The organism is Burkholderia sp. BCC0322, from assembly GCF_902833045.1.
GTDB lineage: Bacteria > Pseudomonadota > Gammaproteobacteria > Burkholderiales > Burkholderiaceae > Burkholderia.
In genome coordinates this window covers 257,129-282,055 of record NZ_CADFDU010000010.1, presented here as the reverse complement: position 1 = coordinate 282,055, position 24,927 = coordinate 257,129, and the positions used below count along the sequence as shown (strand labels likewise).

Sequence of the window (24,927 nt, the reverse complement as noted above, 5' to 3'; positions counted from 1 at the left end):
GAGCACGTGCTGGTGCAGGCCGGCGCGCTCGAAGCGTCGATCGTCGGCACGAAGGGCAACGAGGGCGTGCTCGCGTTGACGGAAGACCAGTTCTGATCGATTGACGGTCGGGACGCAGGAGGAGACAGGATTTTGACCACACAGAGCTTGCTCGCGCAGTACGGCCCGCGCGAATCGATGGAATACGACGTCGTGATCGTCGGCGGCGGCCCCGCCGGGCTGTCGGCGGCGATCCGGCTCAAGCAGCTGGCCGCCGAGAAAGGCGCCGAGATCGGCGTGTGCGTGCTCGAGAAAGGTTCCGAGATCGGCGCGCACATCCTGTCGGGCGCGGTGATGGACCCGCGCGCGATCACCGAGCTGTTCCCCGACTGGAAGGAACGCGGCGCGCCGCTCGACGTCGAGGTGACGGAAGACCGCTTCCTGTTCCTGTCCGAGAAAAGCGCGGTCACCACGCCCAACTGGGCGCTGCCCGCCAACTTCCAGAACCACGGCAACTACGTGATTTCGCTGGGCAACGTCACGCGCTGGCTGGGAGCGCAGGCCGAGGCGCTCGGCGTCGAGATCTTCCCCGGCTTTCCGGCCGCGGAGATTCTCTATAACGACGACGGCTCCGTGAAGGGCGTCGCGACCGGCAACATGGGCGTGGGCAAGGACGGCGAGCCGACCGAGAACTTCCAGCTCGGCATGGAGTTGCACGCGAAGTACACGCTGTTCGCCGAAGGCTGCCGCGGCCATCTCGGCCGCCAGCTGATCGCGAAGTTCAAGCTCGACGCGAACGCGGATCCGCAGGCGTACGGGATCGGCATCAAGGAGCTGTGGGAGATCGATCCGGCCAAACACAAGCCGGGCCTCGTGATCCACACGGCCGGCTGGCCGCTGAAGTCGGATACCTACGGCGGCTCGTTCCTGTATCACATGGACAACAACCAGGTCGTGGTCGGCTTCGTGGTGGGCCTCGGCTACACGAACCCGTACCTGTCGCCGTTCGAGGAATTCCAGCGCTACAAGACGCACCCGTCGATCCGCGCGTTCCTGGAAGGCGGCAAGCGCGTGTCGTACGGCGCGCGCGCGATCACTGCCGGCGGGCTGCTGTCGCTGCCGAAGACGGTGTTCCCGGGCGGCGCGCTGATCGGCGACGACGCGGGCTTCCTGAACGCATCCCGGATCAAGGGCAGCCACGCGGCGATCAAGACCGGCATGCTGGCGGCCGATGCGGCGTTCGACGCGGTGCAGGCCGGCCGCCAGGGCGACGAGCTCAACGCGTACCCGGACGCCTTCAAGCAGTCGTGGCTGTACACGGAGCTGTACCGCGCGCGCAACTTCAAGCAGTGGATGGCGAAGGGCCTGTACCTCGGCACGCTGATGGTCGGGCTCGAGCAGAAGGTGATGGGCGGCAACGTGCCGTGGACGCTGCACCACAAGCACGCGGACCACGAGATGCTGAAGCCGGCGTCGCAATGCCAGCCGATCGAGTATCCGAAGCCGGACGGCAAGCTGACGTTCGACCGGCTGTCGTCGGTGTTCATCTCGAACACGAACCACGAGGAGAACCAGCCGGCACACCTGACGCTGAAGGATGCGAACGTGCCGGTGAACGTGAACCTGCGTACCTACGCGGGGCCGGAGGGGCGCTTCTGCCCGGCGGCCGTGTACGAGTTCGTGAAGAACGACGACGGCAGCGATCGCCTGGTGATCAACGCGCAGAACTGCGTGCATTGCAAGACCTGCGACATCAAGGACCCGACGCAGAACATCGTGTGGGTCACGCCGGAAGGCGGCGGCGGGCCGAATTACCCGAACATGTAACGCAACGCATCCCCGCGCCTGCGGGCGCGAACGAACCGGAGTGAGACGATGAGCAATGCAGCGAAAGAAGTCGTGGTGGTAAGCGGTGTCCGTACCGCGATCGGTGATTTCGGCGGCAGCCTGAAGGATTTCTCGCCGACCGACCTCGGTGCGAAGGTGGTCGCAGAAGTGCTGTCGCGTGCGAACGTGCCGGGCGACGCGGTCGGGCATGTCGTGTTCGGCCACGTCGTGAACACCGAGCCGAAGGACATGTATCTCGCGCGCGTCGCAGCGATCAATGGCGGCGTGGCGCAGCACACGCCCGCGCTGACGGTGAACCGCCTGTGCGGTTCGGGCCTGCAGGCGATCGTGTCGGCCGCGCAGACGATCATGCTCGGCGACGCCGACGTCGCGATCGGCGGCGGCTCGGAAAGCATGAGCCGCGCTCCGTACACCGTGCCGGCCGCGCGCTTCGGCCAGCGCATGGGTGACGGCAAGCTCGTCGACATGATGCTCGGCGCGCTGCACGACCCGTTCCAGACGATCCACATGGGTGTGACGGCCGAGAACGTCGCGGCGAAGTACGGCATCTCGCGCGACGCGCAGGATGCGCTGGCGCTCGAATCGCATCGTCGCGCGGCGCGCGCGATCGCGGAAGGGCGCTTCAAGGACCAGATCCTACCGATTTCGATTCGCACGAAGAAGGGCGAGGTTGCGTTCGACACCGACGAGCACGTGCGTCACGACGCGAGCGCGGACGATTTCACGAAGCTGCGCCCGGTGTTCGCGAAGGAGAACGGCACCGTGACGGCGGGCAACGCATCGGGCATCAACGACGCGGCCGCGGCCGTGCTGATGATGAGCGCCGATGCCGCGCGCGCGCAGGGCGTGAAGCCGCTCGCCCGCCTCGTCGCGTACGCGCACGCGGGTGTCGATCCGGCCTACATGGGCATCGGCCCCGTGCCGGCCACGCAGAAGGCGCTCGAACGCGCGGGCCTGAAGATCGGCGATCTCGACGTGATCGAGGCGAACGAGGCGTTCGCGGCCCAGGCGTGCGCGGTCACGCAGGAACTCGGCCTCGATCCGGCGAAGGTCAACCCGAACGGCTCGGGCATCTCGCTCGGTCACCCGATCGGCGCGACCGGTGCGCTGATCACGGTCAAGGCGCTGTACGAACTGAAGCGCATCGGCGGGCGTTACGCGCTCGTGACGATGTGTATCGGCGGCGGCCAGGGGATTGCGGCGATCTTCGAGAACATCTGATAATCGAACGCTGAGCACCCGAACACACAGGAAATTTCATGGCCATCGAAATTGTCGGCGTCGTGGGCGCCGGAACCATGGGCAACGGCATTGCGCAGACCGCCGCCGTTGCAGGACTCAATGTCGTGATGATCGACGTCAGCGACGCCGCGCTCGAGAAGGGCGTCGCGACGCTGAAGGGCAGCCTCGAGCGGCTCGTGTCGAAGGACAAGCTCGACGCGGCCACGCGCGATGCGGCGCTGGCGCGCATCACGACGTCGACCGACTACGCGAAGCTCGCAGCGGCCGATATCGTGATCGAAGCCGCGACCGAGAACGTCGAGCTGAAGGGCCGCATCCTGAAGCAGATCGAGGCCGTCGCGCGACCCGAAGCGATCATCGCGACCAACACGTCGTCGATCTCGATCACCGCGCTCGCGGCGCCGCTCGCCGATCCGTCGCGCTTCGTCGGCATGCACTTCTTCAACCCGGTGCCGCTGATGCCGCTCGTCGAGATCATCCGCGGGCTGCAGACGAGCGACGCGACCGCGTCGGCGGTGCGCGAGCTGACCGAGCGTTTCGACAAGTCGCCGATCGGCGTGCGCAACTCGCCGGGCTTCGTCGTGAACCGGATTCTCGTGCCGATGATCAACGAGGCGTTCTTCGTGCTGGCTGAAGGGATCGCGTCGGCCGAGGAGATCGACGCGGGGATGAAGCTCGGCGCGAACCACCCGATCGGGCCGCTCGCGCTGGCCGACCTCGTCGGCCTCGACGTGTGCCTCGCGGTGATGGACGTGTTCGTGAAGGACTTCGGCGATCCGAAGTATCGTGCATGCCCGCTGCTGCGCGAGATGGTGACGGCCGGAAGGCTCGGGCGCAAGACGGGGCGTGGGGTGTACGACTACAGCAAGTAAGCAGAGGGCTGGAAAGTCTTCGACGCGGGTGGCGAGTCGTGCCGGATGGTGGATTCATCCGGTGCGGTTCGCCATCCGCGTTTTTCATTTGGGGCGGACGAGTCGCATCTCTTGTCCAGGGGGAAGTGGGGCAGATCGCTGTCGTCGATCGCCTGGTCGTGCGGCGGTCATCCAGCGCACGAGATGGGTGGATATGCCCTGCGAGTCCGGATTCGAATCAGGCTGCGGGATCTGAGCAGGGCAGTCTCGACGACAGCGCATCATGCGCGCTCGCGATTCGTGGCGGCCCGTCGATGCGCGAGCGTTGCATCGGCAACGTGTCGTGACACGCGAAGCGTTGCCCGGCTGCCGCACGGGCGCTGGATTTCCAGTGCATATCCGAGGCAGAATCGCGGTCGTCCGACCAACGTAATCGAATATCAACAGAATGAAAATAAAGACAGGCCTTTTCGGGGTGTTGCTGTCCATCGCGACGGCAACGGCATATGGACTGGGCGTGCAGAGCACGCCGGCCGAGCCGGCGGCTGCCGCGCCGGCGGCGAATCCGGCCATCAAGCTGACGCCGGCGCAGGTCACCGAACGGGCGCGTGCCTATCTGGTGCAGATCGGCGTGGATCCCGATTCGGAAAACGGGCGGATCATCGCCGCGTGGTTCACCCGGGTCGCGCAGAACCCGGACTATCTCGCCCGACTGTCCAGTATGCGCGGCAAATCCGGCGACGGCAGCGACATGATCCTGCCGCCGGCCGAACGGCTAAGGTTCCTGCGGCTGATGCGGGACCTCGCGGGCGAGTCGAAGAACGGCTGCGAGATGTCGAAGCTGGTCGGCAACAATCTGGCGACGATGGCGAAGACGTCGTCACCGAAGCTGTTGCGAAGCACGTTCGAACTGATCGACCTGATCGGCGAGCGGCAGAGCGCCTCGTCCGGCGACGACGAGCATTACACCGTCGCCGAATTGCTCGAAGTCTACGCGCGCTTGGACGCGATCGACCTGCCGCCGTGGCTGGCGAAGCAGGGCAAGCCGGACATGTGCGCGCTGGTCAGGTTCGCCATTGATTCGCTCGACACGTTTCCGGAGCAGGACCAGCGACGGGCGACCTATGAACTTTTCAGGGCGATCGCCGGCGGGAAGTCGGCGCCCGAGGTCGTGCTGGCCGATCCCGATGCGTATCTGGACGACGTGTTCGACGAGCAGCGCCTGCCGGATGCCATTCGCAGCCGGTTGCCGGCCGACGGCAGCCGGCCGTTGCCGTATGCCCGCCTGAGCATCGACGGCGAATGGGTGAACAAGACGACGCCGGCGGATTCCGGGCCGTATGTCGACACCTACGTCAATCGACGCAACAACGGCGTGGTCGTCGAGCTGATGACTACGAAAGACGCGTCGGGGAATGCGAACTGGGCGGCGTTCGGCATGGGCTTCGGGCTCGCGGACCTGCTGGGTCAGATCGTGCGTACGCCCCGGAGCGCAACGGTTCTGCGGATGCAGAAGGACGCAGCGGCGATCGCGTCGGCGATGGCCTTGGGGAACGATCCGCTGACCGAGGGCAAGCGGTTCGAGATCGCGCTTCCCCAGCCGTCGAGCCACGGCCAGTTGACCCGGCGATGCACGATCGGCAAGACGGAGCCCGCGTCGGCGGTGTTCGGTACGTTGACCGGCAATGCCGTCAATCTGGATTGCAGCGAGGTCCGCAAGGACGGCACGACGACTCGCGTGCGCTCCGTATGGCTGGCCGACTACGGGATCGAGCTGAGCCGGACGATCGACGACCAGGACGGCAGAACCGACGTCATCATCAAGAACGTCACGATCGTGAAGCCATGAGGCGGGCGGGCGAACAGGGGCGGCGCACTGTCGCCGGCGTGCGGGCGGCGTTCGGCGGCGATCCCGCCCGGGACGACCCAGCGGCAACGGGCGCGATGGCCGGCCGCCGGCACCCCGGTGGCGTCGGCTATGCGCTGAAATGGTCGATGGGCGTCCTCGGCATGGTGGCGGGATTGAGCGTCGGGACCGGCAGCGCTGGTGCATCGCAACCCGGGTGGTCGCCGACGGCGGCCACCGGCTACGCGGCGACGCCGTCCATTCAACGGCATCCATCCATTCCTGTCGACGACGACACGACGCCGTGCGTGCTGGCGTTGAGCGCGTGGTTCGGCAGCGTCCCGTCGCCCGATCGACCGGAGCAGCGGCGCAGCCTCTGCCGGCGCGAGGCCGAGGCTGGCAACCTGACGGCCCGCGCGCTCTACGGGCAGATGGTGCTGCATGGTTATGCGGGCCGGCCGGATCGGACGCGCGGCATGACGATCATCGAATCGGCGGCGAGCGACGGTTCGACGCTGGCCAAGCGCACACTCGGCTATCTCTACTTCGATGGTGGCGTGCTGCCGCGCAATTACGCGGTGGCGCACGCATGGTTCGCGTCGGCGGCGCGCGATGGCGATCCGGCGTCGACGAACCAGCTCGGCGGGATGAGTGCGGACGGCAAAGGGCAACCGGCCGACGATGTCGCAGCCTATCGCTACTTCGTGACGGCAGCCGAGCGCGGGTCGGCGGTGGGTGCGACCAACGCGGGCAAATTCGCGCTGACGGGCCGCGGTGTGGCGCGCGACCCGGCGGTCGCGGCCGCGTGGCTGTCGCGTGCCGCGGCGGACGGCGAGCCGAACGGGCAGTTTGTCCTTGGGCTGATGCTGGTCCGGGGCGACGGCGTGCCGCGCGATGCCGCCCAGGGTGCGAAGTGGCTGCGCGCGGCGGCGGACCGGAACCATGCAGAGGCCCAGGCGGTGCTGGGCAATCTCTGTCTCGAGGGCATCGGCGTGCCGCGAGACGAGCGTCGCGGCTTCGGCCTGATGTCGACTGCGGCACAGGCCGGTTCGCCTTACGCGCAGCGCAGGCTCGGCGATCTGTATGCCAGCGGGACAGGCGTGCCGCGCGACGACGCGAAGGCGCGCGACTGGTACCGGAAAGCGGCGCTTGCCGGGGACGCGCAGGCGCGTCATGCGTTGGCCAAGTTCTATCTGTTCGGTCGGGGTGGCCCGGTCGACCAGCCGGCGGCATTGGGATGGATGCAGGGCGCGGCCGATGCGGGCCTGGCCGCCGCGCAGAACGATCTCGGGGCGATGCTGCGAAACGGCCTCGGGACACAGCCGAATCCGTCGGCCGCCAAACCGTGGTTCGAGAAGGCCGACGCACAGGGCGATGGCGCCGCGGCAGCCAACCTGTCCCGTTATGCGGCGCACGGCGACGGTGAACCGGTGGATTTGGGCAAGGCGTTCCGGCTGGCGCGGCGCGGTGCGGAGCGCGGCGACGCAGCCGGCGCGCTGATCGCCGCCGGCATGGCGTGGCGCGGAGAGGGCACGCGCATCGACCGGGCGCAGGCGATGCAGTGGTTCCGGCTGGCCGCGGACCATGGCGATGTCGAGGCGGCGCGCTGGGTCGGCCATCAGTACCTGACGGGTACCGACGGCGTGCCGCGCGACGAGCAGGCGGGTCTGCGCTATCTGTCACAGGCCGCCGGGGCCGGCGATCAGGCCGCTGGCGTGCTGGTCGGCTTCTACCTGAGCGAGCACCATATGTCGTTCGCAGGCAGGACGGGGCCCCAGTGGCTGACGGATCTGGCGAGCCGCAATGTGCCCGCCGCCTATTCGGCGCTGGGTTCGGTGTATTGGCGCACACAGCCGGCGATCGCGTTCGACTGGTTCGGGCGCGGCGCGAAGCTGGGCGACGCCGCGTCGCAAGCGATGCTATGCACGATGTATCTGGATGGCAACGGTACGCCGCGCAATCCGGTCGAGGCCGCGCGCTGGTGCCGAGCGGCAGCCGCCGGCAACAACGTCGGCGCGATGCACGTCCTGGCGTCGGTGGACAACGACGCGGTTGCCGCGGCCGAGCGCGCTTACTGGCGATGGAAGCTCGCCGATCGCGGCGAACCGGCGTATCAGTCGATGCTCGGCGATGCGTACGACCTGGGCGATGGCGTACCGGTGGACTTTGATGCCGCCATGTACTGGTTTCGCCGCGCGGCGGAGCGGGGGGACGTCTCGGCACAGGGGTCGCTAGCCTGGCATCTGTCGAACGGGCTCGGCGGCCGCGCCGACGACTACGAGGCGTTCGCATGGGCGTTGCGCGCGGCACCGTCGAGCGCCGACGCGAAGCGGATGGTGGGTGTCGCCTATTTGCGCGGGCGTGGCGTCGCGAGCGATCCGAAGCAGGCGTCCGTGTGGCTCGAACGAGCGGCTTCTGCCGGATCGTCGTGGGCGGAAAGCGACCTCGCGTTGATGTACGAGACGGGCGACGGCGTGCCCGTGAACGAAACGGCCGCGACGGACCTGCATCGCCGCGCCGCACGTCGCGGCTCGACGATTTCCGAGGTCGCACTGGCGCTGCGCAGCGTCACGCTGGGAACGGAGGCGGGGCTGCCGGCCGGGGCGCGGCGCTGGCTGGTGCCGGCCGATCCGGCGGTGACGCTGTGGAGCGATGCGCCGATCAATGCGCTGGCGGCCGCCAACCGTCAATGGGACGGCCTGTCGAGCCTGAACGAGGCATTGCGCGGCGATCCGTTCATGCAGTATGCGGTCGGTATCCGGTACCTGACCGGCAACGGCTTGCCGAGGGATCGGGCGCTCGGCGCGGCATGGGTCGAGCGTGCGCGCGCGAGCTTCGATGCGACGCCCGGCCTGGGGCAGTACGGCGTTGCCGCGATGCTCGCCGAGGCGCGCATTTTCCGACGGCTGGATGATGGGGAAAAGAAGCGCGCTGCCGACATTGCAGGCAATCTGATCGCGACACTCCCCTGAGCATCGCGCGACGGACGACCGTTCGGCGTCGTCCGGCCGCTACGCGTCAAGCACCGCCAGATCCCGCGGCAGCCCGCGCTTGAACATCGCAAGGATCTGCCGCGCCGCCTTCGGCGGCAGCGTGATCGCATGGCGCACGGCCGCCGCGATCTGGATCATCATCAACTCGGCGAAGGCGCTGCGTTGCGAGCGGGTCGTGCCGGGCGCCACGTCGGCCAGCGCATCCGCGAACAACCCCGCCAGAAACGCCCCGTCAGCCCGGTCGAGCGCCTGCAGCGCGCGGTCGGCCTGCGTGGCCCGCCAGATGTCGCGCATCAGCGGCTCGTCGACGAACATCCGGTAGTAACTGTCGGTGATGCGGGCGAGCGTGGCGTGCAGATCGTCGAGCGTCTTCATCTTGGCGAGGTCGCGCCGCACGCAGACGTGCCCGGCTTCGTTGTAGCGCTCCGCGAGCGTGCCGATCACGGCCGCCTTGTCCGGAAAGTACTGGTACAGCGAACCGAACGAGATGCCCGTGCGTTCGACGATGTCGCTCATCCGGAACGCGTCGCAGCCTTTCTCGATCATCACCTCCGACGCGCACGCGAGGATGCGCTCGAATCGCTCGCGGCTGCGCTGCTGCGTCGGCACCAGCCGCGCGCGCGCCGGCGTAGTCGCCGGGTCAGCCGCTGCTTCGGGCGCGTCGTTCGGCCCTGATTTTTGTCGGCCCATGCCGCCTCCGGAAAACTTGACGTTGCTAATGCGAGAGTCTATCGTGTTTTTGAAACGCGAGATATTCTCGTATTTCAATCAAAGGAGACGGTCATGTCGGCACTTCCCACCCTCATCGTCGGCGGTTCGGGCAAGACGGGCGCCCGCGTCGATGCACGGCTGCGCGCGCGCGGCATCGCAACCCGGCCCGTGTCGCGCACGTCGGCTGTCCGCTTCGACTGGACGGCGCCCGCGACGTGGCCCGCCGCGCTCGAAGGCGTATCGGCCGCGTACGTGACCTACCAGCCCGACCTGGCGGTCGAAGGCGCGGTGGACGCGATCGCCGCATTCGCACGGCTTGCGCGGGAAAGCGGCGTCGAGCGCGTGGTGCTGCTGTCCGGGCGCGGCGAGCCCCGCGCGCAGGCCGCCGAGGCCGCATTGCAGGCGTCGGGCGTGGGTTGGGGCGTGGTGCGCGCGAGCTGGTTCAACCAGAACTTCTCCGAGGGCTACCTGATCGACGACGTGCTGGCCGGCGAAGTCGCGCTGCCGGCCGGCGCGGTGCGTGAGCCGTTCGTCGATGCGGACGACATCGCGGACGTCGCCGTGGCCGCGCTCACCGATGCGCGTTTTGCGAACCGCGTGATCGAGGTCACGGGCCCGCGTGCGCTGACGTTTGCCGAGGCGGTCGCCGAAATCGCGCGGGCCGCTGGCAGGCCGATCGTCTATCGCGAGATCCCGGCCGACGCGTTCGTTGCCGGACTGCGCGAGGTGGGCGTGCCCGAGCCGGTCGTCGCGCTGCTCGACGATCTGTTCAGCGTGGTGCTCGACGGGCGCAACAGCGCGGTGACGCACGGCATCGAAGAAACGCTCGGGCGGCCGGCACGCGATTTCGCCGACTATGCGCGCGCGACGGCCGCGACCGGCGTGTGGGGCGCGCGATCATGATCGCGTTCGCGACCGCCGCATTGCTGTGGGGCTCGGCCATCGGCTGCGGGTTGATGGCCGGCGTGTATTTCGCGTTCTCGACGTTCGTGATGACGTCGCTCGGACGGATCGCGCCGCAGGCCGGCGTGGCCGCGATGAACGCGATCAACGTCGACATCGTGCGTTCGCCGTTCATGCCGTTGTTCCTCTTCACGACGCTGATGGCGCTCGCACTGGTCGGGCTCGCGCTGTTCGATCGCGAGCAGCCGGGCGCGATGGCGGCGGTCGCGGGCGGCGTGCTGTACGTATTCGGCATGTTCGCCGTGACGATGGCCGTCAACGTGCCGCTCAACGATGCGCTCGCCGCGGCCGATCCGTCGACCGCACAAGGCGCGGCGCTGTGGGCGCGCTACATGCACGACTGGACGATGTGGAATCACGTGCGCATGGTGGCGTCGGCGGCCGCGTGCGTGTTTTTCATCGTGGGGATTGCGGCGCGGTAACGGCGCGCGTCAGGCGGCGGCTGAGGCCTGCCTGGGCAACCGGTATTCGGCGATCGTGCCGGCGTCGAATGCGATCAGCGAGCCGCGTACCGGATCGTGCCGCCGAGCGACGAAGCTCGGAAGCGTGCCGGGCGGCGTACCCGAGGCGATGCGCCAGATCGTCGTGCCGGCGGGCGTCGTTAGATACAGCGAACCGTCCATCGTCAACACGAGCAGATGCCCGTAGCCGGCCTGAACGGCGCAGGTCTCGACGATCGGCGCGTGTTCCCACGTGAGCATGTTCACGGGATGGGGTTCATTCGTCGTCGCTGACGACCGGTGTGGGCTGGTCGGATGCATGGTCGCGATTCTACCGTCCACGATGCCCGCGCCGCGCACACCTTACGCATAAAACGCCGACGGCGACACGCCGAAATGCCGCTTGAACATCGCGGAGAACGCGCTCTGGCTGCTGTAGCCGTGATCCATCGCGACGGTCAGCACCTTCTCGCCGTGCGCGAGGCGCTTGAGCGCGAGCAGCAGCCGCGCCTGTTCGCGCCAGCGACGGAAGCTGAGCCCCGTCTCGCGCCGGAACGCGCGATGGAGCGTGCGGACCGACAACCCGAGCAGGTCGGCCCATTCGGCGATCGTGCGCAGGTCGTCGGGCGCGGCGACGAGCGCGTCGCAGATCGTGCGCAGGCGCGGGTCGTGCGGCCACGGCAGGTACAGCGGCAGCAGCGGCGCGACCGTCACCTCGGCGAGCAGCAGGTGCATCAGGTGATCGTGGCGCGAGCCCGGCGCATAGTCGAGCGGTATGTCGACCGCGGCGAGGATCAGCTCGCGCAGCAGCGGATGCACTTCCACGACGCAGCTTCGCGCGGGCAGGTGCTCGACCGCGCCCGGCTCGACGAAGACGGTGCGCATCTGCACGTCGCCGCTCATCTGCACCGTGTGGTCGAGACCGGCTTCGAGCCACACGCCGCGCGTCGGCGGCACGATCCACGACGCGCCTTCGGACTGCACGTGCATCACGCCCTCGATCGCATAGAGCAGCTGCGCGCGGCGATGCCGGTGCGGCGCGATCGACGTGCCGTGCGCGTACGTCGCCGCCATCGCCGATACGGGCATCGGCGTCGATTCGAAGCGCAGGTGCGCACCGGGCGGGGTGGACTCGAGTGTCCGATTGGCGACAAGTCGTGACATTTTGGCGTGAGACAGGCAGTTGGACGAGCGGGCACGATGGCATTCCCATTCACGCCACACCCCTGTCAGGATATTAATCCGTCAAATGCGATGAACAAGTCTCCTTTTCTGTTTCCTTTCTGCGCGATCGCGCTGTGGGCCGGCAACGTGGTCGTGTCGAAGCTGTCGGCGTCGACGATCGACCCGTCGGCGATCACCTTCTACCGGCTGCTGCTCGCCGTCGCGCTGATGAGCGTGTTCACGCTGCGCCCCGCGTGGCGCAACCGCGCGGCGCTCGTCGCGCACCTGCCGAAGCTCGCGGTGCTCGGCTTTCTCGCGATGGCGCTGTTCCAGAGCCTGTCCTACGAGGCCGCGAAAACGACCAGCGCCACCAACATGGCGATCATCACGGCGCTCGTGCCGCTGATGACGATGGCGCTCAGCTCGCTGCTGCTCGGCGATCCGCCGGGTGCCGGCATGGTCGGCGGCGGGGTGCTGTCGCTCGCGGGCGTCATCTACCTGATTGCCGAGGGGCATCCGACGACGATCGCCGCGCGCGGCGTGCAGGCGGGCGACCTGCTGATGCTGGCCGCGTCGGCCGCGTATGCGCTCTACGGCGTATTGCTCAAGCGCTGGCGCATCGGTGCGCTGCCGGCATGGCAGTCGACCTACGTGCAGGCGCTCGCCGCGCTCGTGTTGATGGTGCCGATGCTGTTGCGGCTGCCCGCGCAGGCGGCGTGGCCCACGCGTGCGAGTGTGCCGCTGATCCTGTATGCCGGCGTGCTGGCGTCGGTGGTGCTGCCGTATCTGTGGATGCAGGGCGTGCGGCTGCTCGGCCCGAGCCGCTGCGCGATGTTCATGAACCTGCTGCCGGTGATGACGGCCGGCGGCGCAATCGTGCTGCTTGGCGAATCGCTGCGGCTTTATCACCTGGTCGGCGGCGGCGTCGCGCTGTTCGGCGTGGCGATCGCGCAGCGGTTCCCGTTTCAGGCAGGCGTGTCGCAGGGTGCCCGGCAATGAGCGGCGAGCGCGACATGCAGGACCTGATCGCCGCGCTGCCGGACGGGCGCGCACCCATTGCCGTGGCATCGCTCGCGCGCCAGCTCGAACGGATCGCGGCCGCGCTCGAAGCGATGGCGCCCACCGGGCGGCCGGCGGCCGTCGATTTCGATGCGGCCGTCGCGTTCCGCTGGCGCGGCTTCGGCGGCGGTCCTCAGGTGGCGCCGCTCGAGCCGATTCCGTCGCCCGCGCTCGTCGCGTTCGACGCGCTGCGCAATGTCGGCCGGCAGGCGGCGATTGTCGAACGGAACACGCGGCAGTTCGTGCGCGGGTTCGCGGCCAATCACGTGTTGCTGACCGGCGCGCGCGGCACCGGCAAGTCGTCGATCGTGAAGGCGTGCCTGCACGCGTTCGCGGCGCACGGGTTGCGGCTGATCGAGGTCAGCAAGGAAGGGCTGAATGACCTGCCGGCGATCGTCGAGCTGGTGCGTGCGCGGCCCGAGCGCTACATCGTGTTTTGCGACGACCTGTCGTTCGAGGCGGGCGAGACCGGCTACAAGGGGCTGAAGACCGTGCTCGACGGATCGGTCGCGAGCGACCTGTCGAACGTGCTGGTGTACGCGACGTCCAATCGCCGCCACCTGATGCCCGAGCAGGCGAGCGACAACGCGAACGTGTCCCGCGCGGAGAATGGCGAGTTGCATCCCGGCGATGCGGTCGAGGAGCGGATCTCGCTGTCGGAGCGCTTCGGGATCTGGGTGACGTTCTACGGCTTCACGCAGGACGAATACCTGGCCGTCGTCGAGAGCCGTCTCGGCGCGGCAGGTTTCGATGCCGCGCGGATCCGCGCGGCGCGCGAGCCCGCGCTGCAGTGGGCGCTCGAACGCGGCGCGCGCTCGGGCCGCATCGCCGTGCAGTTCGCGCGTGATTATGCAGGGCGGCTTGGCGAAGAAGACGACGCGGACGAATACGAGACCGTGCGGCGGACGGGCTGAGCGCCGCGCTACAGCAGCCGCTCGGAGAGCACGCGGAACGCGACGTCGGGCACGACGAAGCACATCGGTTCGCCGGTAGCGCCGATGCGCGCGAGGAAGTCGCCGCCGCCCGCGGGCCCGACCGTCTTCAGCGGCCGGACCGCGTCGACGTCGATCGGCAGGTCGATCGACGCGTACGCAAGGCGGTCGCAGTCCGCGACATGGGCGACCGCCGCGTGCTGCAGCGACAGGGAGGCGACGGCATCGCGCCAGTTCTTGAAGAACGGCGCGAACGCGTCGGGCAGCGTGCGATCGTCCGATGCTTCGGCCGTGCAGTGGAAGTCGGGCGCGCTGCCGCCGCCGCTCGCCAGCCGCGTGTCGTAGCGTCCGTCGCGCACGGTATGCGTGAAGCGCCGCGCGAGATGCGACGGCAGCGCGTCGCTGAAGAGGCGGCTGCCGAGCGCATAGAGCGGGTGGTCGAACACGTTCTTCACGAACAACACCGAGCGGTCGGCCGGCATCCCGCCCGGCAGCGCATCGACGTAGAGCCGCCAGTTGCTCTGCAGCGGCGACGGAAACATGCGTCGCAGCGGGCCCGCGACACGCGGGCCGAAGTGCCGGTGCGCATAGGTGAGCGTCGTCAACAGCGTGCGGCCGTCGCGGCTCGCAAGCGCGACGCCGCGCGGCACCAGGTGCGCGACGGCCGCGACATCGACGACCCACGTGCAATACACGACGTTCTCGACATCGCTCGCGAGCTGAAGGAACGGTAGCCGCGACAGCAGCGCGCGGCGCGCGCGCAGCAGCGGGCCGCTCGCGACGATTCGATTGGCAAGCCGGCCGATCAGGCCGGCGGACGGGTAAACGAAGGTGTTGTCGTAGCGCATGAGCGGCATTGTGCCGGGGTTGCCGCGCGGGTGGAAGACGCGGGGCGGCGTCGCGCTGCCGAACCGGGCGCGGTGGCGGCCGCATCGATCGCGAGTAGAATTGCCGGCGCCGTGGCACGTGCCACGTGCATCGGCATCGCGGGACCGTGCATCGCGAGACGCATTCAAGAACCCACACATGTCCACGCCGGGAGGCAAACATGAATGATCTGGCGCAGCAATCCGAACCCGAGTTGATCGTGCGCGGCAGCCGTTTTGCGTTGCCGATGCTGGTGTTTGCGCTGGTCGTGATCGGCGGCGGTTGCATCTGAGCCGCCAGCGCGGATCCGTTTTTCAGCGTCACGACGTTCATCATGCCGTTCATCGGCGCGCTGGGCGGCCTCGGGTACATGTTCGTCATGACGCGCGCGGTGCTCTTCGCCAACACCTTCAAGGTGCAACGGATCTCCGTGCCGTATCGCGATGTCGTCGAAGCGACGCGCGGCCCCTTCTCGCTGATCGTGCTTTATCGTGTCGCGACGCGGTCGGGCGGCAGCAAGGTACGCAAGGTCAGGCTGCCTTTTGTCGAAATGTGCATCGACGACCGGAAAAAATGCCTCGAGATCCTGCGCAGGCACGCGCCGGACGCGTTCAAGACGGATATCGCCGCCTGAACGACGCGCCGGGGCCGGGCGCGTATGACTCGGGCCGATCCGCGGCGCCGGTTCCGTCGACGGTGCGGCGTTGTCCGGGCGCTGGTTCGGGCAACCGGCCTTCGCTTGCGGCGCGCGCGGGCGAAAGCCGGTGTTCACGCGTCAGTACCCCGTGTCGCTGCCACCCTGATCGGTCACGATCGCCACCCCCGAACTCGTGCCGAGCCGGGTCGCGCCGGCTTCGAGCATCGCCAGCGCGGCCGCGCGGTCGCGCACGCCGCCCGATGCCTTCACGCCGAGCACGGGGCCGACCGTGCGGCGCATCAGCGCGACATCCGCGAGCGTCGCGCCGCCGTGGCCGAACCCCGTCGACGTCTTCACGAACGCGACGCCGAGATCGCGGCACATCTGGCACACGCGCACCTTCTCGTCGTCGGTCAGCAGCCCCGTTTCGAGGATCACCTTGAGCGGTACCGCGCCGCAGGCGCGGTGCACGGCGTCGATGTCGGCCTTCACGTCGTCGGCGCGGCCGCTCTTCAGCGCGCCGATATTGATCACCATGTCGATCTCGCCGGCGCCCGCCGCGATCGCGGCGGTTGCTTCAAATGCCTTGGCGGCCGACAGCCCCGCGCCGAGCGGAAAGCCGACCACGGCACAGACGAGCACGCCGGTGCCGGACAACTCGCGCGCGGCGAGCGGCACGTTCGCCGAATTCACGCAGACCGAGTAAAAGCGATGCTCGGCCGCCTGGCGGCAGAGTTCGCGGATCTGCGCATCGCTCGCGTCGGGCGCGAGCAGCGTGTGATCGATGGTTTGAGCGAGCTGGGCGTTGGAAAGCGGCATGTTTCAGGACTCCACGGAGCGTGTGCCGGACGGGCACACGTAAAGTTGATGTTTTCACATCGGTTTGTTACAAATACGACATTCCGGCCGGGTCTGTGTGCCCGGCACGACAAGCGACGGATGCGACGGGCACGCAGGATACTGGCATGGAAACGAAGAAAGGCGAACGGATCAAGACACTGATGAACGTGCTGCAAGGGCAGAACGCGATTCATCTGAGGGAAGTCGCCGAGCTGTTCGGCGTCTCCGAAATGACGATCCGCCGCGATCTCGCGGACAACCCGCACGGCTTGAGCCTGATCGGGGGTTACGTGACGCGCCACTTCGCCGCGCAGCGCAGCGATATCGGCGAGTATGTGGTCAGCGCCGAGAACAACCGGCAGACCGAAGAGAAGCGCCGCATCGGCAAGCTGGCCGCGCAGTTCGTGACGACCGGCGACACGATCTTCGTCGACTGCGGCTCGACCACGCCGTTCGTCGTCGACTTCATTCCGGACGACCTCGAATTCACGGCGGTCTGCAATTCGCTGAACGTGTTCGCGAAGCTGCAGCAGAAGCCGCATTGCAGCGTGATCCTGTGCGGCGGCGCGTACCACCGCAAGAACATGGTGTTCGAGTCGGTGGCCGAAACGGGCATCCTCGACACGGTGCGCGTGTCGAAGGCATTCATCTCCGCGGCCGGCGTGAGCGAGCGCTGCGGTGTCACGTGCTTCAACTTCCACGAGGTCGACGCGAAGAAGAAGGTGATGGCGCGCGCGCAGAACCGCTTTCTGCTGGTCGACCACACGAAGTTCGACGAAGTGCGCGCGGCCTATTTCGCCGAACTGACCGACTTCAACTACGTGATCTCCGACGGGCAACTGAGCCGCCGCTACGAAACGGCGATCCGCGAACACGGGATCGCGCTCGTGACCTGACGCCGCACGGCCGCGCATCGCTTCACGCATTGCGGGCTTCCGCCGCGCTCAGGTAGCCGGTGACGACTTCGAAGCGGCGCGTCGCACCCGGTGCGAGCGCTGCCACATGGCCCTTGCGGCGTTCGGCTTCATAACCTTCCGGCTCGCAGGTCGACGGGAGCGCAAACGCGGCGACCTGTTGGTCCGCGTTGTGCAGGATCCAGCGCGTCGCATGCGGGAATTGCGCGGGGCGGTACGCCGTGTGGAATGCGCCGCCATCCGGATGCTCGAGCAGGAAATGCGCGACGCCGTTTGCATCCGTTGCCACGTCGTTCATGAAGAACACGATCTCCGGGTCGTACAGCGCGGGCGCATCGAGCGTGTGAAGCCGTTCCGGTTCGCGCGCGAGCGTGGCCGTATAGTCGCGCCACGCGGCGGTCGGCTTCACGTGCGCGGGCACGCTGTCGCGCAGCCGCATCCCGCCGCGCGGCAGCGACTGCACAAAGCGGCCGCCCGGCACGTACGCATGGTTCAGGTGCGCCATGTACATCAGGTCCATCGGCGCGCCGCCGAGATTCGTGACGTCCATCGTGATCGTCATCCGCGCGTCGTGCTCGGCGAGCCGTACCGATGGGCGCGCCAGATAGTGGCTGCCGAAACCCTGTACATATTCGTATTCGCCGGTCACTTCGACGAACGCACCGCGCGCATCCGCGCCGACGACGAGGCTCGCACGATCCATCGGCGCGCACGGCATCTCGCCGTGCAGCGCATGCGTGTCGTCCGGCCCCGGGCAGCCGTTGCGCAGCAGCCCGCTGTGGAACATGAAGCAGCCGTACGTATCGATGATCGATGCCGCGCGCTTCGGCTGCCGGAACATGTGCTTAATCGTCAGGTCGCGGCCGTCGAACGCGGCGGCCCAGATCATCTGACCGAGATACGGCAGCACGACGAGGTGGCCGCGGCGGTTCTCGAGCTTCAGCGCCTCGACGCCGGACGGATACGCGAACGCGGTGACGACGAGCCCGTCGGTGCGGTACAGCGTGTGCGGCGTGTCGCGGAAGTCGTCGCGCCGCAGGTCGATTTCGCCTTGCATGCTCATGCTCCCGACGTGTTGCGGGTGGCGGCGTAGCGCGCGGGCGCGTTGCCGTCGGCGGCCGCGTCGGGCGTCGCGGCCGGCAGGTGGCGCAGGCAGTAGAAGCCGTAGTAGACGATCACGGCGAAGCACGCGAGCGGCACGACGAACGCGAGCTGCATGTTGCCGCCCGTGTGATCGGAAATCAGCCCCTGGATCAGCGGCACGACCGCGCCGCCGACGATGCTCATCACGAGGATCGAGCCGCCGTATTCGGTGTCCTTGCCGAGCCCGTCGATCGTGAGGCCGTAGATCGTCGGCCAGCACGGGCCGAGGAACACGCTCACGCCCACGGCCGCATAGACGGCCGTGATGTCGTGCACGCTGATCGTGTACGCGAGCAGCGCGATGCACAGGATGCCGTAGACGATCAGCACCTTGGCCGGGCCGACGCGCTTCATCACGAGCGTGGCGATGAGCTTGCCGACGAAGAACGCGAAGAACGTGGCAAGCAGGTAATGCGACGCACCGCGCTCCGTGAGGCCGCCGATCTGCATCGCCAGCCGGATCGTGAAGCTCCACACGCCGACCTGCGCACCGACATACAGGAATTGCGCGACGACGCCCGCGACGAAACGCCGGTTGCCGAACAGGCGTGCAAGCGTGCCGCGCGCGTCGATCCGGTGCGTGGCCACGCCGGGGCCGTTGCCCTTGCACGCCGGGTACGGCGTGAGCGCGAACACGATGAACACGGCGACGAGCACGACGATCAGCCATTTGTACGGCTCGAGCGTGGCCTGGATCATCGCGAGCTGGTGCACGCGGGCTTCGGCCGCCGACATCGCGGCAAGCTGCGCGTGCGACGCATCGCCTTCCTTGAAGATCAGGAAGCTGCCCATGTAGACGCCAGCCATCGCGCCGAACGGATAGAACGTCTGCGAGATGTTCAGCCGCCGCGTGCTGGTGTCGCGCGGGCCCATCAGCGTCGAATAGGAGTTCGATGCGGTTTCGAGAAACGACAGGCCGGCCGCGATCACGAACAGCGCGACGAGGAACATCCCGTACTTCGCCATCGACGCGGCAGGGAAGAACAGCAGGCAACCGGTCGTGTAGAGCAGCAGGCCGACCAGGATCGTCGTCTTGTAGCTGAACTTCTTCACGACGGTCGCGGCCGGAATCGCGAGGAAGAAGTAGCCGAGATAAAACGCGGACTGCACGAACGCCGATTCGAAATCAGATAGAAAGAACGACTTCTTGAACTGCGCGATCAGCACGTCGTTCAGGTTCGCCGCGGTGCCCCACAGCGCGAACAGGCAGCACAGCAGCGTGAACGCGAAGAGCGGCGTGCGGTTCAGGTAATAGCCGTCGGGTGTGTGTTCGATTCTGGCTCGGCCCATGGGTGTCTCCTTCCCAATTGTCTCGTCGATGAAGGCGCCGTTTACATGCCGGCGTCGCGGAGGAAGCATTCGAACGTCGCGGTGTCGGCGTACGACTTCTGCGTGCCGAGGCCGGTGACCGAATGCGCGGCGTACGCGGACGCGTAGCGCATCGCGTCGAGCGCGTTGCGCGACGCGGCGTAGTAGCGCGCGAAGCAGCCGATATACGCATCGCCGGCCCCCGTCGTGTCGCGCGCGTCGACCGGTACGCCCGGCACGTGCCGCACGCCGTCGCGCGATACCAGCAGCGAACCGTGGCTGCCGAGCGTGACGAGCACGTGCTTGAGCCCGCGTGCGACCAGCGCTTCGGCGGCGCGCGCCGCGGTGTCGCGCGAATCGACCGGCATGCCCGACACGATCGCGAGCTCGGTTTCGTTCGGCACGAAGAATTCGACGGTGCGGATCCGCTCGAAATCGAGATCGGCCACCGCAGGCGCGGGGTTCAGCAGCACGGGGATGCCGTGCCGCGCGCCGAATTCGATCGCGTGATAGACGGTGGCGAGCTCGATTTCGAGCTGCAGCACGATCAGTGCGCATTCGGCGAGCTGCGGTGCGGCTGCATCGATGTCGGCCGGCGTCAGGTGGCGGTTCGCGCCCTTGACGATCAGGATGCTGTTGCTCGAATCGGGTTCCACGAAGATCGGCGCGACGCCGCTCGGCACGCCGGCGACCTTGCGTACGTGCGTGGTGTCGATGCCTTCGCGCTCGAAGTTGCGGATCGTGTTGTCGGCGAAGACGTCGTCGCCGACCTTGGTGACCATCACGACGCGCGCGCCGAGGCGGGCGGCCGCGACGGCCTGGTTCGCGCCCTTGCCGCCGCAGCCGAGCGCGAAGTTCGGCGCCTCGAGCGTTTCGCCCCGGGCGGGCATGCGTGTGACATAAGTCACGAGGTCGACCATGTTGCTGCCGATGACGGCGATTGTCTCCATCTGCGTGTCTTCCTTGGTATGGGATGCGCCGCGCGCAGGGGCGGCCGCGGCGTGCAAGGTGTGATAATAGAATCACATAAAATGTAAAAATGCAATCATGCAGTGTTTTGGGGGTGACGCTTGGTGGGCGAGGGGGAGGTGCAATATGGGTGCGGAACGGTGTCGACGTACAAAAAGGGTCGCACTTACGAGAAGGGGGCGGAAATGCGCAAAAATGACCACGCCTCGCATTCCACTATGTGACAAATCGAGGTAACTGATTGATATCAATCCGCCACCCTGGCTGGACCGTTATTTCGGGGCGTCGCGGGCGTTGTGCACCCTTGAGTATCTCGTCATGTTGGCGACGTTGAAGACGTTCCAGAACTGCGTATGGTTCGACTTGAACTGCGCGATGAGCCGGAGCACGACGACGACTTTGGCGATGAAGATCGCCGACGGGCCACGTAACTGGCATGAACGGGATGCGCTTGCGCGCTGCCACCAATTCGGGAGCAAACTGCTCGGTCCTACCGGCAAGCTCGGTTTTCAAGGTTCCTTCCGCGTTAATTCCAGCGGAGCGGAACATCGTCCTGGATCCCGACCATCCCCAATTTCGCGGTTCAATAGTATCGATTCGCAGCGAGGGTCCGTTTGTCTACGACCCGCGCCTGCTGACGATCGGCCAGTCCAGGCAGGGTCGGTGGAACGTTCGCGAGAAGAGAAAACAACAATGACCAATACATTCTCAATGCGATCCCGACGACGTGCCGATTTGCGTCAACTGCATCGGCAACGACTTTCTGCGCGACGAGATTCGGACCAGCGCCTGCACCGCTTCGTGTTCCGTGTGCGGTGCCGAGGCGATCAGTCGGGGTAGCCGCCAGTATGCCCAGCGAATTTTTTCAATTTTCGAATCTCGCTTTGCACCTGCAGGCATCAGATCTTTTTTGGCAATTCCTGAATATTTGGATTATATTGCAGACTCGCCTTGCTACCTACTGGAGTGAGATAATGATTAAGATATCTTTTGCAGGTTATGGCGTAAATACTGACACATACGACGTGACAAGCCAGGTAACGAAAATGTATGCGGACGGCATAAGGCAATTTCCTGCAGACAACAAAAAATGGGGGGACCCATCTCCCGGTCACGACAAGTGCCTTTTTATTGTCTGGCTGAATGGTTCAGGTGCATCTGGTTCTGCAGTTGTCACGGAAGGGAGAACCATAACGCTTCCGTGAAGTGTTTTTTGACACTGAATGCGGCGTCCAGGGGGGGGCCACAACGAAATCGTGCCCATTCGCGAAACGACGCCGCATTCCGTTGCGTGACGCGCCCCTCCAGCGACGAGGAAGGATTCTATGGCTATGAACGCATCGGGCAAGTTGCGCACGAAGATGGTCGAACTGAAGAAGTTCGGCCTCGCAGCGGTACTTCAACACACGGAAGTCGCCGTGGAGAAAGGATCGCTGCCGGCGCGCCCACTTCGATCGCGGTGCCGGGCGAAGTTGCGCGTTCGGCGTCCGGTCGAAGCCGGAAATGACTAAGAATTTCGGAAAACAACAAACGCCACCTTCGGGTGGCGTTTTCGTTTGGGTGAGCGGGAAGATATCCCGGGTCGTTGAGCCGTTACACGGTGCCCGATATCAAAGTCGAGGTCCAATTCGGATAGAGGAAAAGCAAACGATGGGACCGCTTTTCGAATGGGCGATTGCCGCGAGTTCGGACGACGAGTTCGATAATTTATGTGATCGCGCCGAAGTCTTGGTGGGGATCATTGCCGTAAAAGTAAGCAATAAGGCAAACAAAATCGAAACGCTGCAGGCCCGGCTCGTTACGTCGTATGGTAATCCCCCCGAAAAACCGACGGAACCAGAAGTAGAATTCTCTCGTTGACGGAGTTCTACAGAATAAAGAAGTCGAGATTCACGGACTGCCAGATCATGGACGCGCTCAAGTGCGTGGAAGCGGGGCTGACGGTACCGGACCAGTGCCGGGAGTCGGGCATCAGCACGGCGACGTTCTACAAATCGCGCTCGAAGTACGGCGGCATGGATGTGTCGCTGGTCGCGCGGATGAAGGAACTGGAAGCCGAGAATGCGCGGCTGGGCAAGCTGTACGTCGAGGGAAAGCTCAAGGCGAAGATCGTGGCGGAGGCGCTCGCAAAAAAGACGGGGGCCATCTTGCCGGCGCAAGATGGCCATGCGAGCGGTGTCCAGCCGGGCAAGCCCCGGCAGAATGTGTATGTCGAGCGATACCACCGGGCCGTGCGGTACGAATGGCTGTCGCAGTACCACTGGGAAGACTTGGACCACGTACGGCGTCTCACTGGATGCGGACTGGCAATCACGACCGCCCGAACATGGCCCTTGGCGGACTCACGCCAAAACAGCGGCTGGCCATGGTCGCTTAGTTTCTACTTCTGCGCGCCGCGGAAAGCGGGGGATTACCGGATCACGCCGCAATCGCCCCCTTGCTGCAGCAACTCGGCTAGCAGACAACTCCAGCTAGCGAACTCATTGCGGCTGCAGCACAGTGGTTTGGGCGGGTCGGATGTGGAAAATTGGACGTCAGTTCGCCCGATCCGGCGGTGGCAACGCGGGCGGGTTCACGCAGGCGCACCCGACACTCACGCGTACACGTCGATCAACGTATCGAGATTGCGCAGCGCACGCGCCGTGAGCGGCGCGAATTCCGCCGATTGAAACAGCGGGACCTGCGCGCGCAGATGTTCGAGCGCCTGCCTGCGGCCCGCGCGGAACGCCGCGGATGGCGCATCGGGGTCCTGCGCCCACTCGCGTGCAATCGCGCGGTCGTATTCACGCAGCCGGCTGGGCGCGGCCGCGAGGATCGCCAGATCGGCGTCGAGAAAAATCCGCCCGGCACGCTGCAGATCCGGGTCGGACGCGAACGTATCGGGCAGCCGGTGCGACTTCGTCGCGAGCACGAGATCGTGCGCAACGCACACGTGCGATGCGTGCGCATGCAACCAGGATTCGCCGCAGTGTGCGTGCGTGACCTGCACGAGCCATTGCGCGCTGCGTGCTTCGTTGTCCGCATGATCGGGCAGCGTCGTCGCATACACGAAGTCGTGCGCCCATACCGCGAGCTCGATCGCGGGCCACAGCGGTTCCGCGCGATACGGCGCGAGATGCGCGAACAGCTCGGCCAGGTGCGCGAGCGTGTGGTAGTAGCGTTGCGGCTCGCCATACGCGTGCTCGATGAGCGGCCAGACGGCGGTCGTGCCGAAGCAGGCGTCGCAGGCGTCGTTCAGTGTGCGCGCAAGGTCGGGGGCGAGGTCGTGCATGGGCGGCAATCGGCTCGGGCTGGCGATGCGCGCAGCATAGCAAACGCGGCCGCTACACGTTGACGAAGCCGCGCCCGAGTTCGATCACGCGCCCGCCGACGCCGATCACACCGGCTGCGCTGACCGACAACCGCAGCAGGCAAGGCCGGCCGACGGCTTCACCCTGCTCGACCTGAAACGCGGCAGGCAAGTCGCGCTTCATCGCAAGCAGCCACCCGCCCAGATTCGCGCACGCAGACCCCGTGCCCGGATCTTCCGAGACGCTGCCCTGCTTCACGAAGAAATAGCGCGACACCACCGTCCCCGGCCGCTCGGCATCGAACGCGAACACATAGGCGGTCTTGCGGCCGAGGCTGCTGGTCGGCCAGATGTCGAGGCATGCACTGTCGGGCTGCGCGCGGCGCACGGCGGCGGGATCCGTGAGCGCGACCAGCAACTGGTCGGCACCGGTGTCGACCCAGATCGGCGGGGCGAGCAGATCGTCTTCCGCGAGTCCCAGCACCGCCCCCATGCGGGCGTCGGGCAACTCGCACGGCGCCGTCTTCGGCATGCCTGCGTGCGGCGCAGTGAACGTCCACACGTCGTCGCGCGCGTTGACGTCGACCACGCCGGCCTTGAATTCGAGCGCGAGATCGTTGCCCGTACCCAGCAGGTCGCGCACGACATGCGCGGTGCCGAGCGTCGGATGGCCTGCAAAGGCCATTTCATGGCCCGGCGTGAAGACGCGAACCCGCGCGTGCGCGCGCTCCGACGGCAGCACGAAGGTCGTTTCGGACAGGTTGAACTGCACCGCGAGTGCCCGCATGGTCGCGTCGTCCATGCCGCGCGCATCTTCGAATACGCAAAGCGGGTTGCCGCCGAACGTGGATTCAGCGAAGACATTCAGCAGGCGGAAGGCATACGAGGTCATGTGAGGATTACCGTACCTGGGGAAGGTGCGCGCGGCTCGA

General features: G+C 66.7%; 22 protein-coding genes and 1 pseudogene. 13 read left to right on the top strand and 10 right to left on the bottom strand.

The window, feature by feature from the left end:
- The first annotated feature begins 132 nt into the window (after positions 1-132).
- The 5 genes from HWX39_RS25945 to HWX39_RS36865 all read left to right on the top strand — a co-directional run bounded on the left by HWX39_RS25945 (position 133) and on the right by HWX39_RS36865 (position 8,738).
- A complete protein-coding gene (locus tag HWX39_RS25945) occupies positions 133-1,806 on the top strand; it encodes an electron transfer flavoprotein-ubiquinone oxidoreductase (RefSeq protein ID WP_175970645.1) in 1,674 nt (557 codons plus the stop codon).
- A 48-nt stretch (positions 1,807-1,854) separates the two neighbouring features.
- Positions 1,855-3,048: a beta-ketothiolase BktB gene (gene bktB / locus HWX39_RS25940; protein WP_175970644.1), complete on the top strand. Its 1,194-nt coding sequence runs from the start codon at positions 1,855-1,857 to the stop codon at positions 3,046-3,048.
- Between the two features lie 38 nt (positions 3,049-3,086).
- Complete coding sequence (locus HWX39_RS25935) at positions 3,087-3,941, top strand: 3-hydroxybutyryl-CoA dehydrogenase (protein ID WP_175970643.1); 855 nt, start codon at positions 3,087-3,089, stop codon at positions 3,939-3,941.
- Positions 3,942-4,395: 454 nt separating this feature from the next.
- Positions 4,396-5,769: a hypothetical protein gene (locus HWX39_RS36430; protein WP_244135102.1), complete on the top strand. Its 1,374-nt coding sequence runs from the start codon at positions 4,396-4,398 to the stop codon at positions 5,767-5,769.
- Complete coding sequence (locus HWX39_RS36865; RefSeq protein ID WP_347879602.1) at positions 5,670-8,738, top strand: tetratricopeptide repeat protein; 3,069 nt, start codon at positions 5,670-5,672, stop codon at positions 8,736-8,738. The genes HWX39_RS36430 and HWX39_RS36865 overlap by 100 nt, the downstream gene beginning before the upstream one ends.
- A 39-nt stretch (positions 8,739-8,777) precedes the next feature.
- On the opposite strand, the gene HWX39_RS25925 is transcribed toward HWX39_RS36865, so the two are convergent.
- Positions 8,778-9,449: a TetR/AcrR family transcriptional regulator gene (locus HWX39_RS25925; protein ID WP_175970641.1), complete on the bottom strand. Its 672-nt coding sequence runs from the start codon at positions 9,447-9,449 to the stop codon at positions 8,778-8,780.
- Between the two features lie 93 nt (positions 9,450-9,542).
- Between HWX39_RS25925 and HWX39_RS25920 the strand changes: the two genes are divergently transcribed.
- Both HWX39_RS25920 and HWX39_RS25915 read left to right on the top strand, forming a co-directional pair.
- Positions 9,543-10,373, top strand: coding sequence for an NmrA family transcriptional regulator (locus tag HWX39_RS25920; protein WP_175970640.1), 831 nt, complete (start codon positions 9,543-9,545; stop codon positions 10,371-10,373).
- The gene (locus HWX39_RS25915) at positions 10,370-10,855 is read left to right on the top strand and encodes an anthrone oxygenase family protein (RefSeq protein WP_175970639.1); all 486 of its coding nucleotides are present in this window, start codon (positions 10,370-10,372) and stop codon (positions 10,853-10,855) included. Before HWX39_RS25920 ends, HWX39_RS25915 begins: the two co-directional genes overlap by 4 nt.
- Before the next feature lie 9 nt (positions 10,856-10,864).
- Here the strand turns inward: HWX39_RS25915 and HWX39_RS25910 are convergent, their stop codons facing one another.
- Entirely contained in the window at positions 10,865-11,140 is a 276-nt protein-coding gene (locus HWX39_RS25910) for a hypothetical protein (protein ID WP_175970638.1), read from the bottom strand.
- 96 nt (positions 11,141-11,236) lie between these two features.
- Positions 11,237-12,037: a helix-turn-helix transcriptional regulator gene (locus HWX39_RS25905; RefSeq protein WP_175970637.1), complete on the bottom strand. Its 801-nt coding sequence runs from the start codon at positions 12,035-12,037 to the stop codon at positions 11,237-11,239.
- A 90-nt stretch (positions 12,038-12,127) separates the two neighbouring features.
- Here HWX39_RS25905 and HWX39_RS25900 point away from each other — a divergent pair, with 90 nt between their 5' ends.
- Positions 12,128-13,036: a DMT family transporter gene (locus tag HWX39_RS25900; RefSeq protein ID WP_175970636.1), complete on the top strand. Its 909-nt coding sequence runs from the start codon at positions 12,128-12,130 to the stop codon at positions 13,034-13,036.
- On the top strand, positions 13,033-14,010 hold the full coding sequence (locus HWX39_RS25895; protein WP_175970635.1) for an ATP-binding protein: 978 nt from the start codon (positions 13,033-13,035) through the stop codon (positions 14,008-14,010). The genes HWX39_RS25900 and HWX39_RS25895 overlap by 4 nt, the downstream gene beginning before the upstream one ends.
- A gap of 8 nt (positions 14,011-14,018) precedes the next feature.
- Here the strand turns inward: HWX39_RS25895 and HWX39_RS25890 are convergent, their stop codons facing one another.
- Positions 14,019-14,885, bottom strand: a complete 867-nt coding sequence (locus tag HWX39_RS25890; protein WP_175970634.1) for a DUF2071 domain-containing protein — start codon at positions 14,883-14,885, stop codon at positions 14,019-14,021.
- Positions 14,886-15,229: 344 nt separating this feature from the next.
- On the opposite strand from HWX39_RS25890, the gene HWX39_RS25885 reads away from it, so the two are divergent.
- Positions 15,230-15,529 (top strand): hypothetical protein, encoded by a 300-nt coding sequence (locus HWX39_RS25885; RefSeq protein WP_175970633.1) that lies wholly within the window; start codon positions 15,230-15,232, stop codon positions 15,527-15,529.
- A 141-nt stretch (positions 15,530-15,670) separates the two neighbouring features.
- Here the strand turns inward: HWX39_RS25885 and deoC are convergent, their stop codons facing one another.
- A complete protein-coding gene (gene deoC, locus HWX39_RS25880; protein WP_175970632.1) occupies positions 15,671-16,351 on the bottom strand; it encodes a deoxyribose-phosphate aldolase in 681 nt (226 codons plus the stop codon).
- A 146-nt stretch (positions 16,352-16,497) separates the two neighbouring features.
- On the opposite strand from deoC, the gene deoR reads away from it, so the two are divergent.
- Positions 16,498-17,268 carry a DNA-binding transcriptional repressor DeoR gene (deoR, locus tag HWX39_RS25875; protein WP_175951984.1) on the top strand — a complete coding sequence of 257 codons (771 nt, stop codon included), beginning with the start codon at positions 16,498-16,500 and terminating at the stop codon, positions 17,266-17,268.
- A gap of 22 nt (positions 17,269-17,290) precedes the next feature.
- Here the strand turns inward: deoR and HWX39_RS25870 are convergent, their stop codons facing one another.
- The 3 genes from HWX39_RS25870 to rbsK are packed head-to-tail and all read right to left on the bottom strand — an operon-like array spanning position 17,291 to position 20,687.
- Positions 17,291-18,343, bottom strand: a complete 1,053-nt coding sequence (locus HWX39_RS25870; protein ID WP_175970631.1) for an aldose 1-epimerase family protein — start codon at positions 18,341-18,343, stop codon at positions 17,291-17,293.
- Positions 18,344-18,345: 2 nt separating this feature from the next.
- Positions 18,346-19,719 (bottom strand): L-fucose:H+ symporter permease, encoded by a 1,374-nt coding sequence (fucP, locus tag HWX39_RS25865; protein WP_175970630.1) that lies wholly within the window; start codon positions 19,717-19,719, stop codon positions 18,346-18,348.
- Between the two features lie 41 nt (positions 19,720-19,760).
- A complete protein-coding gene (gene rbsK, locus HWX39_RS25860; protein ID WP_175970629.1) occupies positions 19,761-20,687 on the bottom strand; it encodes a ribokinase in 927 nt (308 codons plus the stop codon).
- Between the two features lie 1,522 nt (positions 20,688-22,209).
- Between rbsK and HWX39_RS25855 the strand changes: the two genes are divergently transcribed.
- Both HWX39_RS25855 and HWX39_RS25850 read left to right on the top strand, forming a co-directional pair.
- Entirely contained in the window at positions 22,210-22,566 is a 357-nt protein-coding gene (locus HWX39_RS25855; RefSeq protein WP_175970628.1) for a hypothetical protein, read from the top strand.
- Between the two features lie 14 nt (positions 22,567-22,580).
- Positions 22,581-23,083: pseudogene (locus HWX39_RS25850) on the top strand (transposase).
- 216 nt (positions 23,084-23,299) lie between these two features.
- Here HWX39_RS25850 and HWX39_RS25845 read toward each other — a convergent pair.
- On the bottom strand, positions 23,300-23,977 hold the full coding sequence (locus HWX39_RS25845; RefSeq protein ID WP_175970627.1) for a hypothetical protein: 678 nt from the start codon (positions 23,975-23,977) through the stop codon (positions 23,300-23,302).
- 52 nt (positions 23,978-24,029) lie between these two features.
- The gene (locus HWX39_RS25840) at positions 24,030-24,887 is read right to left on the bottom strand and encodes a PhzF family phenazine biosynthesis protein (RefSeq protein ID WP_175970626.1); all 858 of its coding nucleotides are present in this window, start codon (positions 24,885-24,887) and stop codon (positions 24,030-24,032) included.
- Positions 24,888-24,927 lie beyond the last annotated feature (40 nt).

What these genes read in the sequence shown, in the direction of transcription:
- bktB (WP_175970644.1), top strand. Translation starts at nt 1,855, where the DNA reads ATGAGCAATGCAGCGAAAGAAGTCGTGGTGGTAAGCGGTGTCCGTACC.
- HWX39_RS25935 (WP_175970643.1), top strand. Translation starts at nt 3,087, where the DNA reads ATGGCCATCGAAATTGTCGGCGTCGTGGGCGCCGGAACCATGGGCAAC.
- HWX39_RS36865 (WP_347879602.1), top strand. Translation starts at nt 5,670, where the DNA reads ATGGCTGGCCGACTACGGGATCGAGCTGAGCCGGACGATCGACGACCA.
- HWX39_RS25925 (WP_175970641.1), bottom strand. Translation starts at nt 9,449, where the DNA reads ATGGGCCGACAAAAATCAGGGCCGAACGACGCGCCCGAAGCAGCGGCT.
- HWX39_RS25920 (WP_175970640.1), top strand. Translation starts at nt 9,543, where the DNA reads ATGTCGGCACTTCCCACCCTCATCGTCGGCGGTTCGGGCAAGACGGGC.
- HWX39_RS25915 (WP_175970639.1), top strand. Translation starts at nt 10,370, where the DNA reads ATGATCGCGTTCGCGACCGCCGCATTGCTGTGGGGCTCGGCCATCGGC.
- HWX39_RS25905 (WP_175970637.1), bottom strand. Translation starts at nt 12,037, where the DNA reads ATGTCACGACTTGTCGCCAATCGGACACTCGAGTCCACCCCGCCCGGT.
- HWX39_RS25900 (WP_175970636.1), top strand. Translation starts at nt 12,128, where the DNA reads ATGAACAAGTCTCCTTTTCTGTTTCCTTTCTGCGCGATCGCGCTGTGG.
- HWX39_RS25895 (WP_175970635.1), top strand. Translation starts at nt 13,033, where the DNA reads ATGAGCGGCGAGCGCGACATGCAGGACCTGATCGCCGCGCTGCCGGAC.
- HWX39_RS25890 (WP_175970634.1), bottom strand. Translation starts at nt 14,885, where the DNA reads ATGCCGCTCATGCGCTACGACAACACCTTCGTTTACCCGTCCGCCGGC.
- HWX39_RS25885 (WP_175970633.1), top strand. Translation starts at nt 15,230, where the DNA reads ATGCCGTTCATCGGCGCGCTGGGCGGCCTCGGGTACATGTTCGTCATG.
- deoC (WP_175970632.1), bottom strand. Translation starts at nt 16,351, where the DNA reads ATGCCGCTTTCCAACGCCCAGCTCGCTCAAACCATCGATCACACGCTG.
- deoR (WP_175951984.1), top strand. Translation starts at nt 16,498, where the DNA reads ATGGAAACGAAGAAAGGCGAACGGATCAAGACACTGATGAACGTGCTG.
- HWX39_RS25870 (WP_175970631.1), bottom strand. Translation starts at nt 18,343, where the DNA reads ATGCAAGGCGAAATCGACCTGCGGCGCGACGACTTCCGCGACACGCCG.
- fucP (WP_175970630.1), bottom strand. Translation starts at nt 19,719, where the DNA reads ATGGGCCGAGCCAGAATCGAACACACACCCGACGGCTATTACCTGAAC.
- rbsK (WP_175970629.1), bottom strand. Translation starts at nt 20,687, where the DNA reads ATGGAGACAATCGCCGTCATCGGCAGCAACATGGTCGACCTCGTGACT.
- HWX39_RS25855 (WP_175970628.1), top strand. Translation starts at nt 22,210, where the DNA reads ATGACTAAGAATTTCGGAAAACAACAAACGCCACCTTCGGGTGGCGTT.
- HWX39_RS25845 (WP_175970627.1), bottom strand. Translation starts at nt 23,977, where the DNA reads ATGCACGACCTCGCCCCCGACCTTGCGCGCACACTGAACGACGCCTGC.
- HWX39_RS25840 (WP_175970626.1), bottom strand. Translation starts at nt 24,887, where the DNA reads ATGACCTCGTATGCCTTCCGCCTGCTGAATGTCTTCGCTGAATCCACG.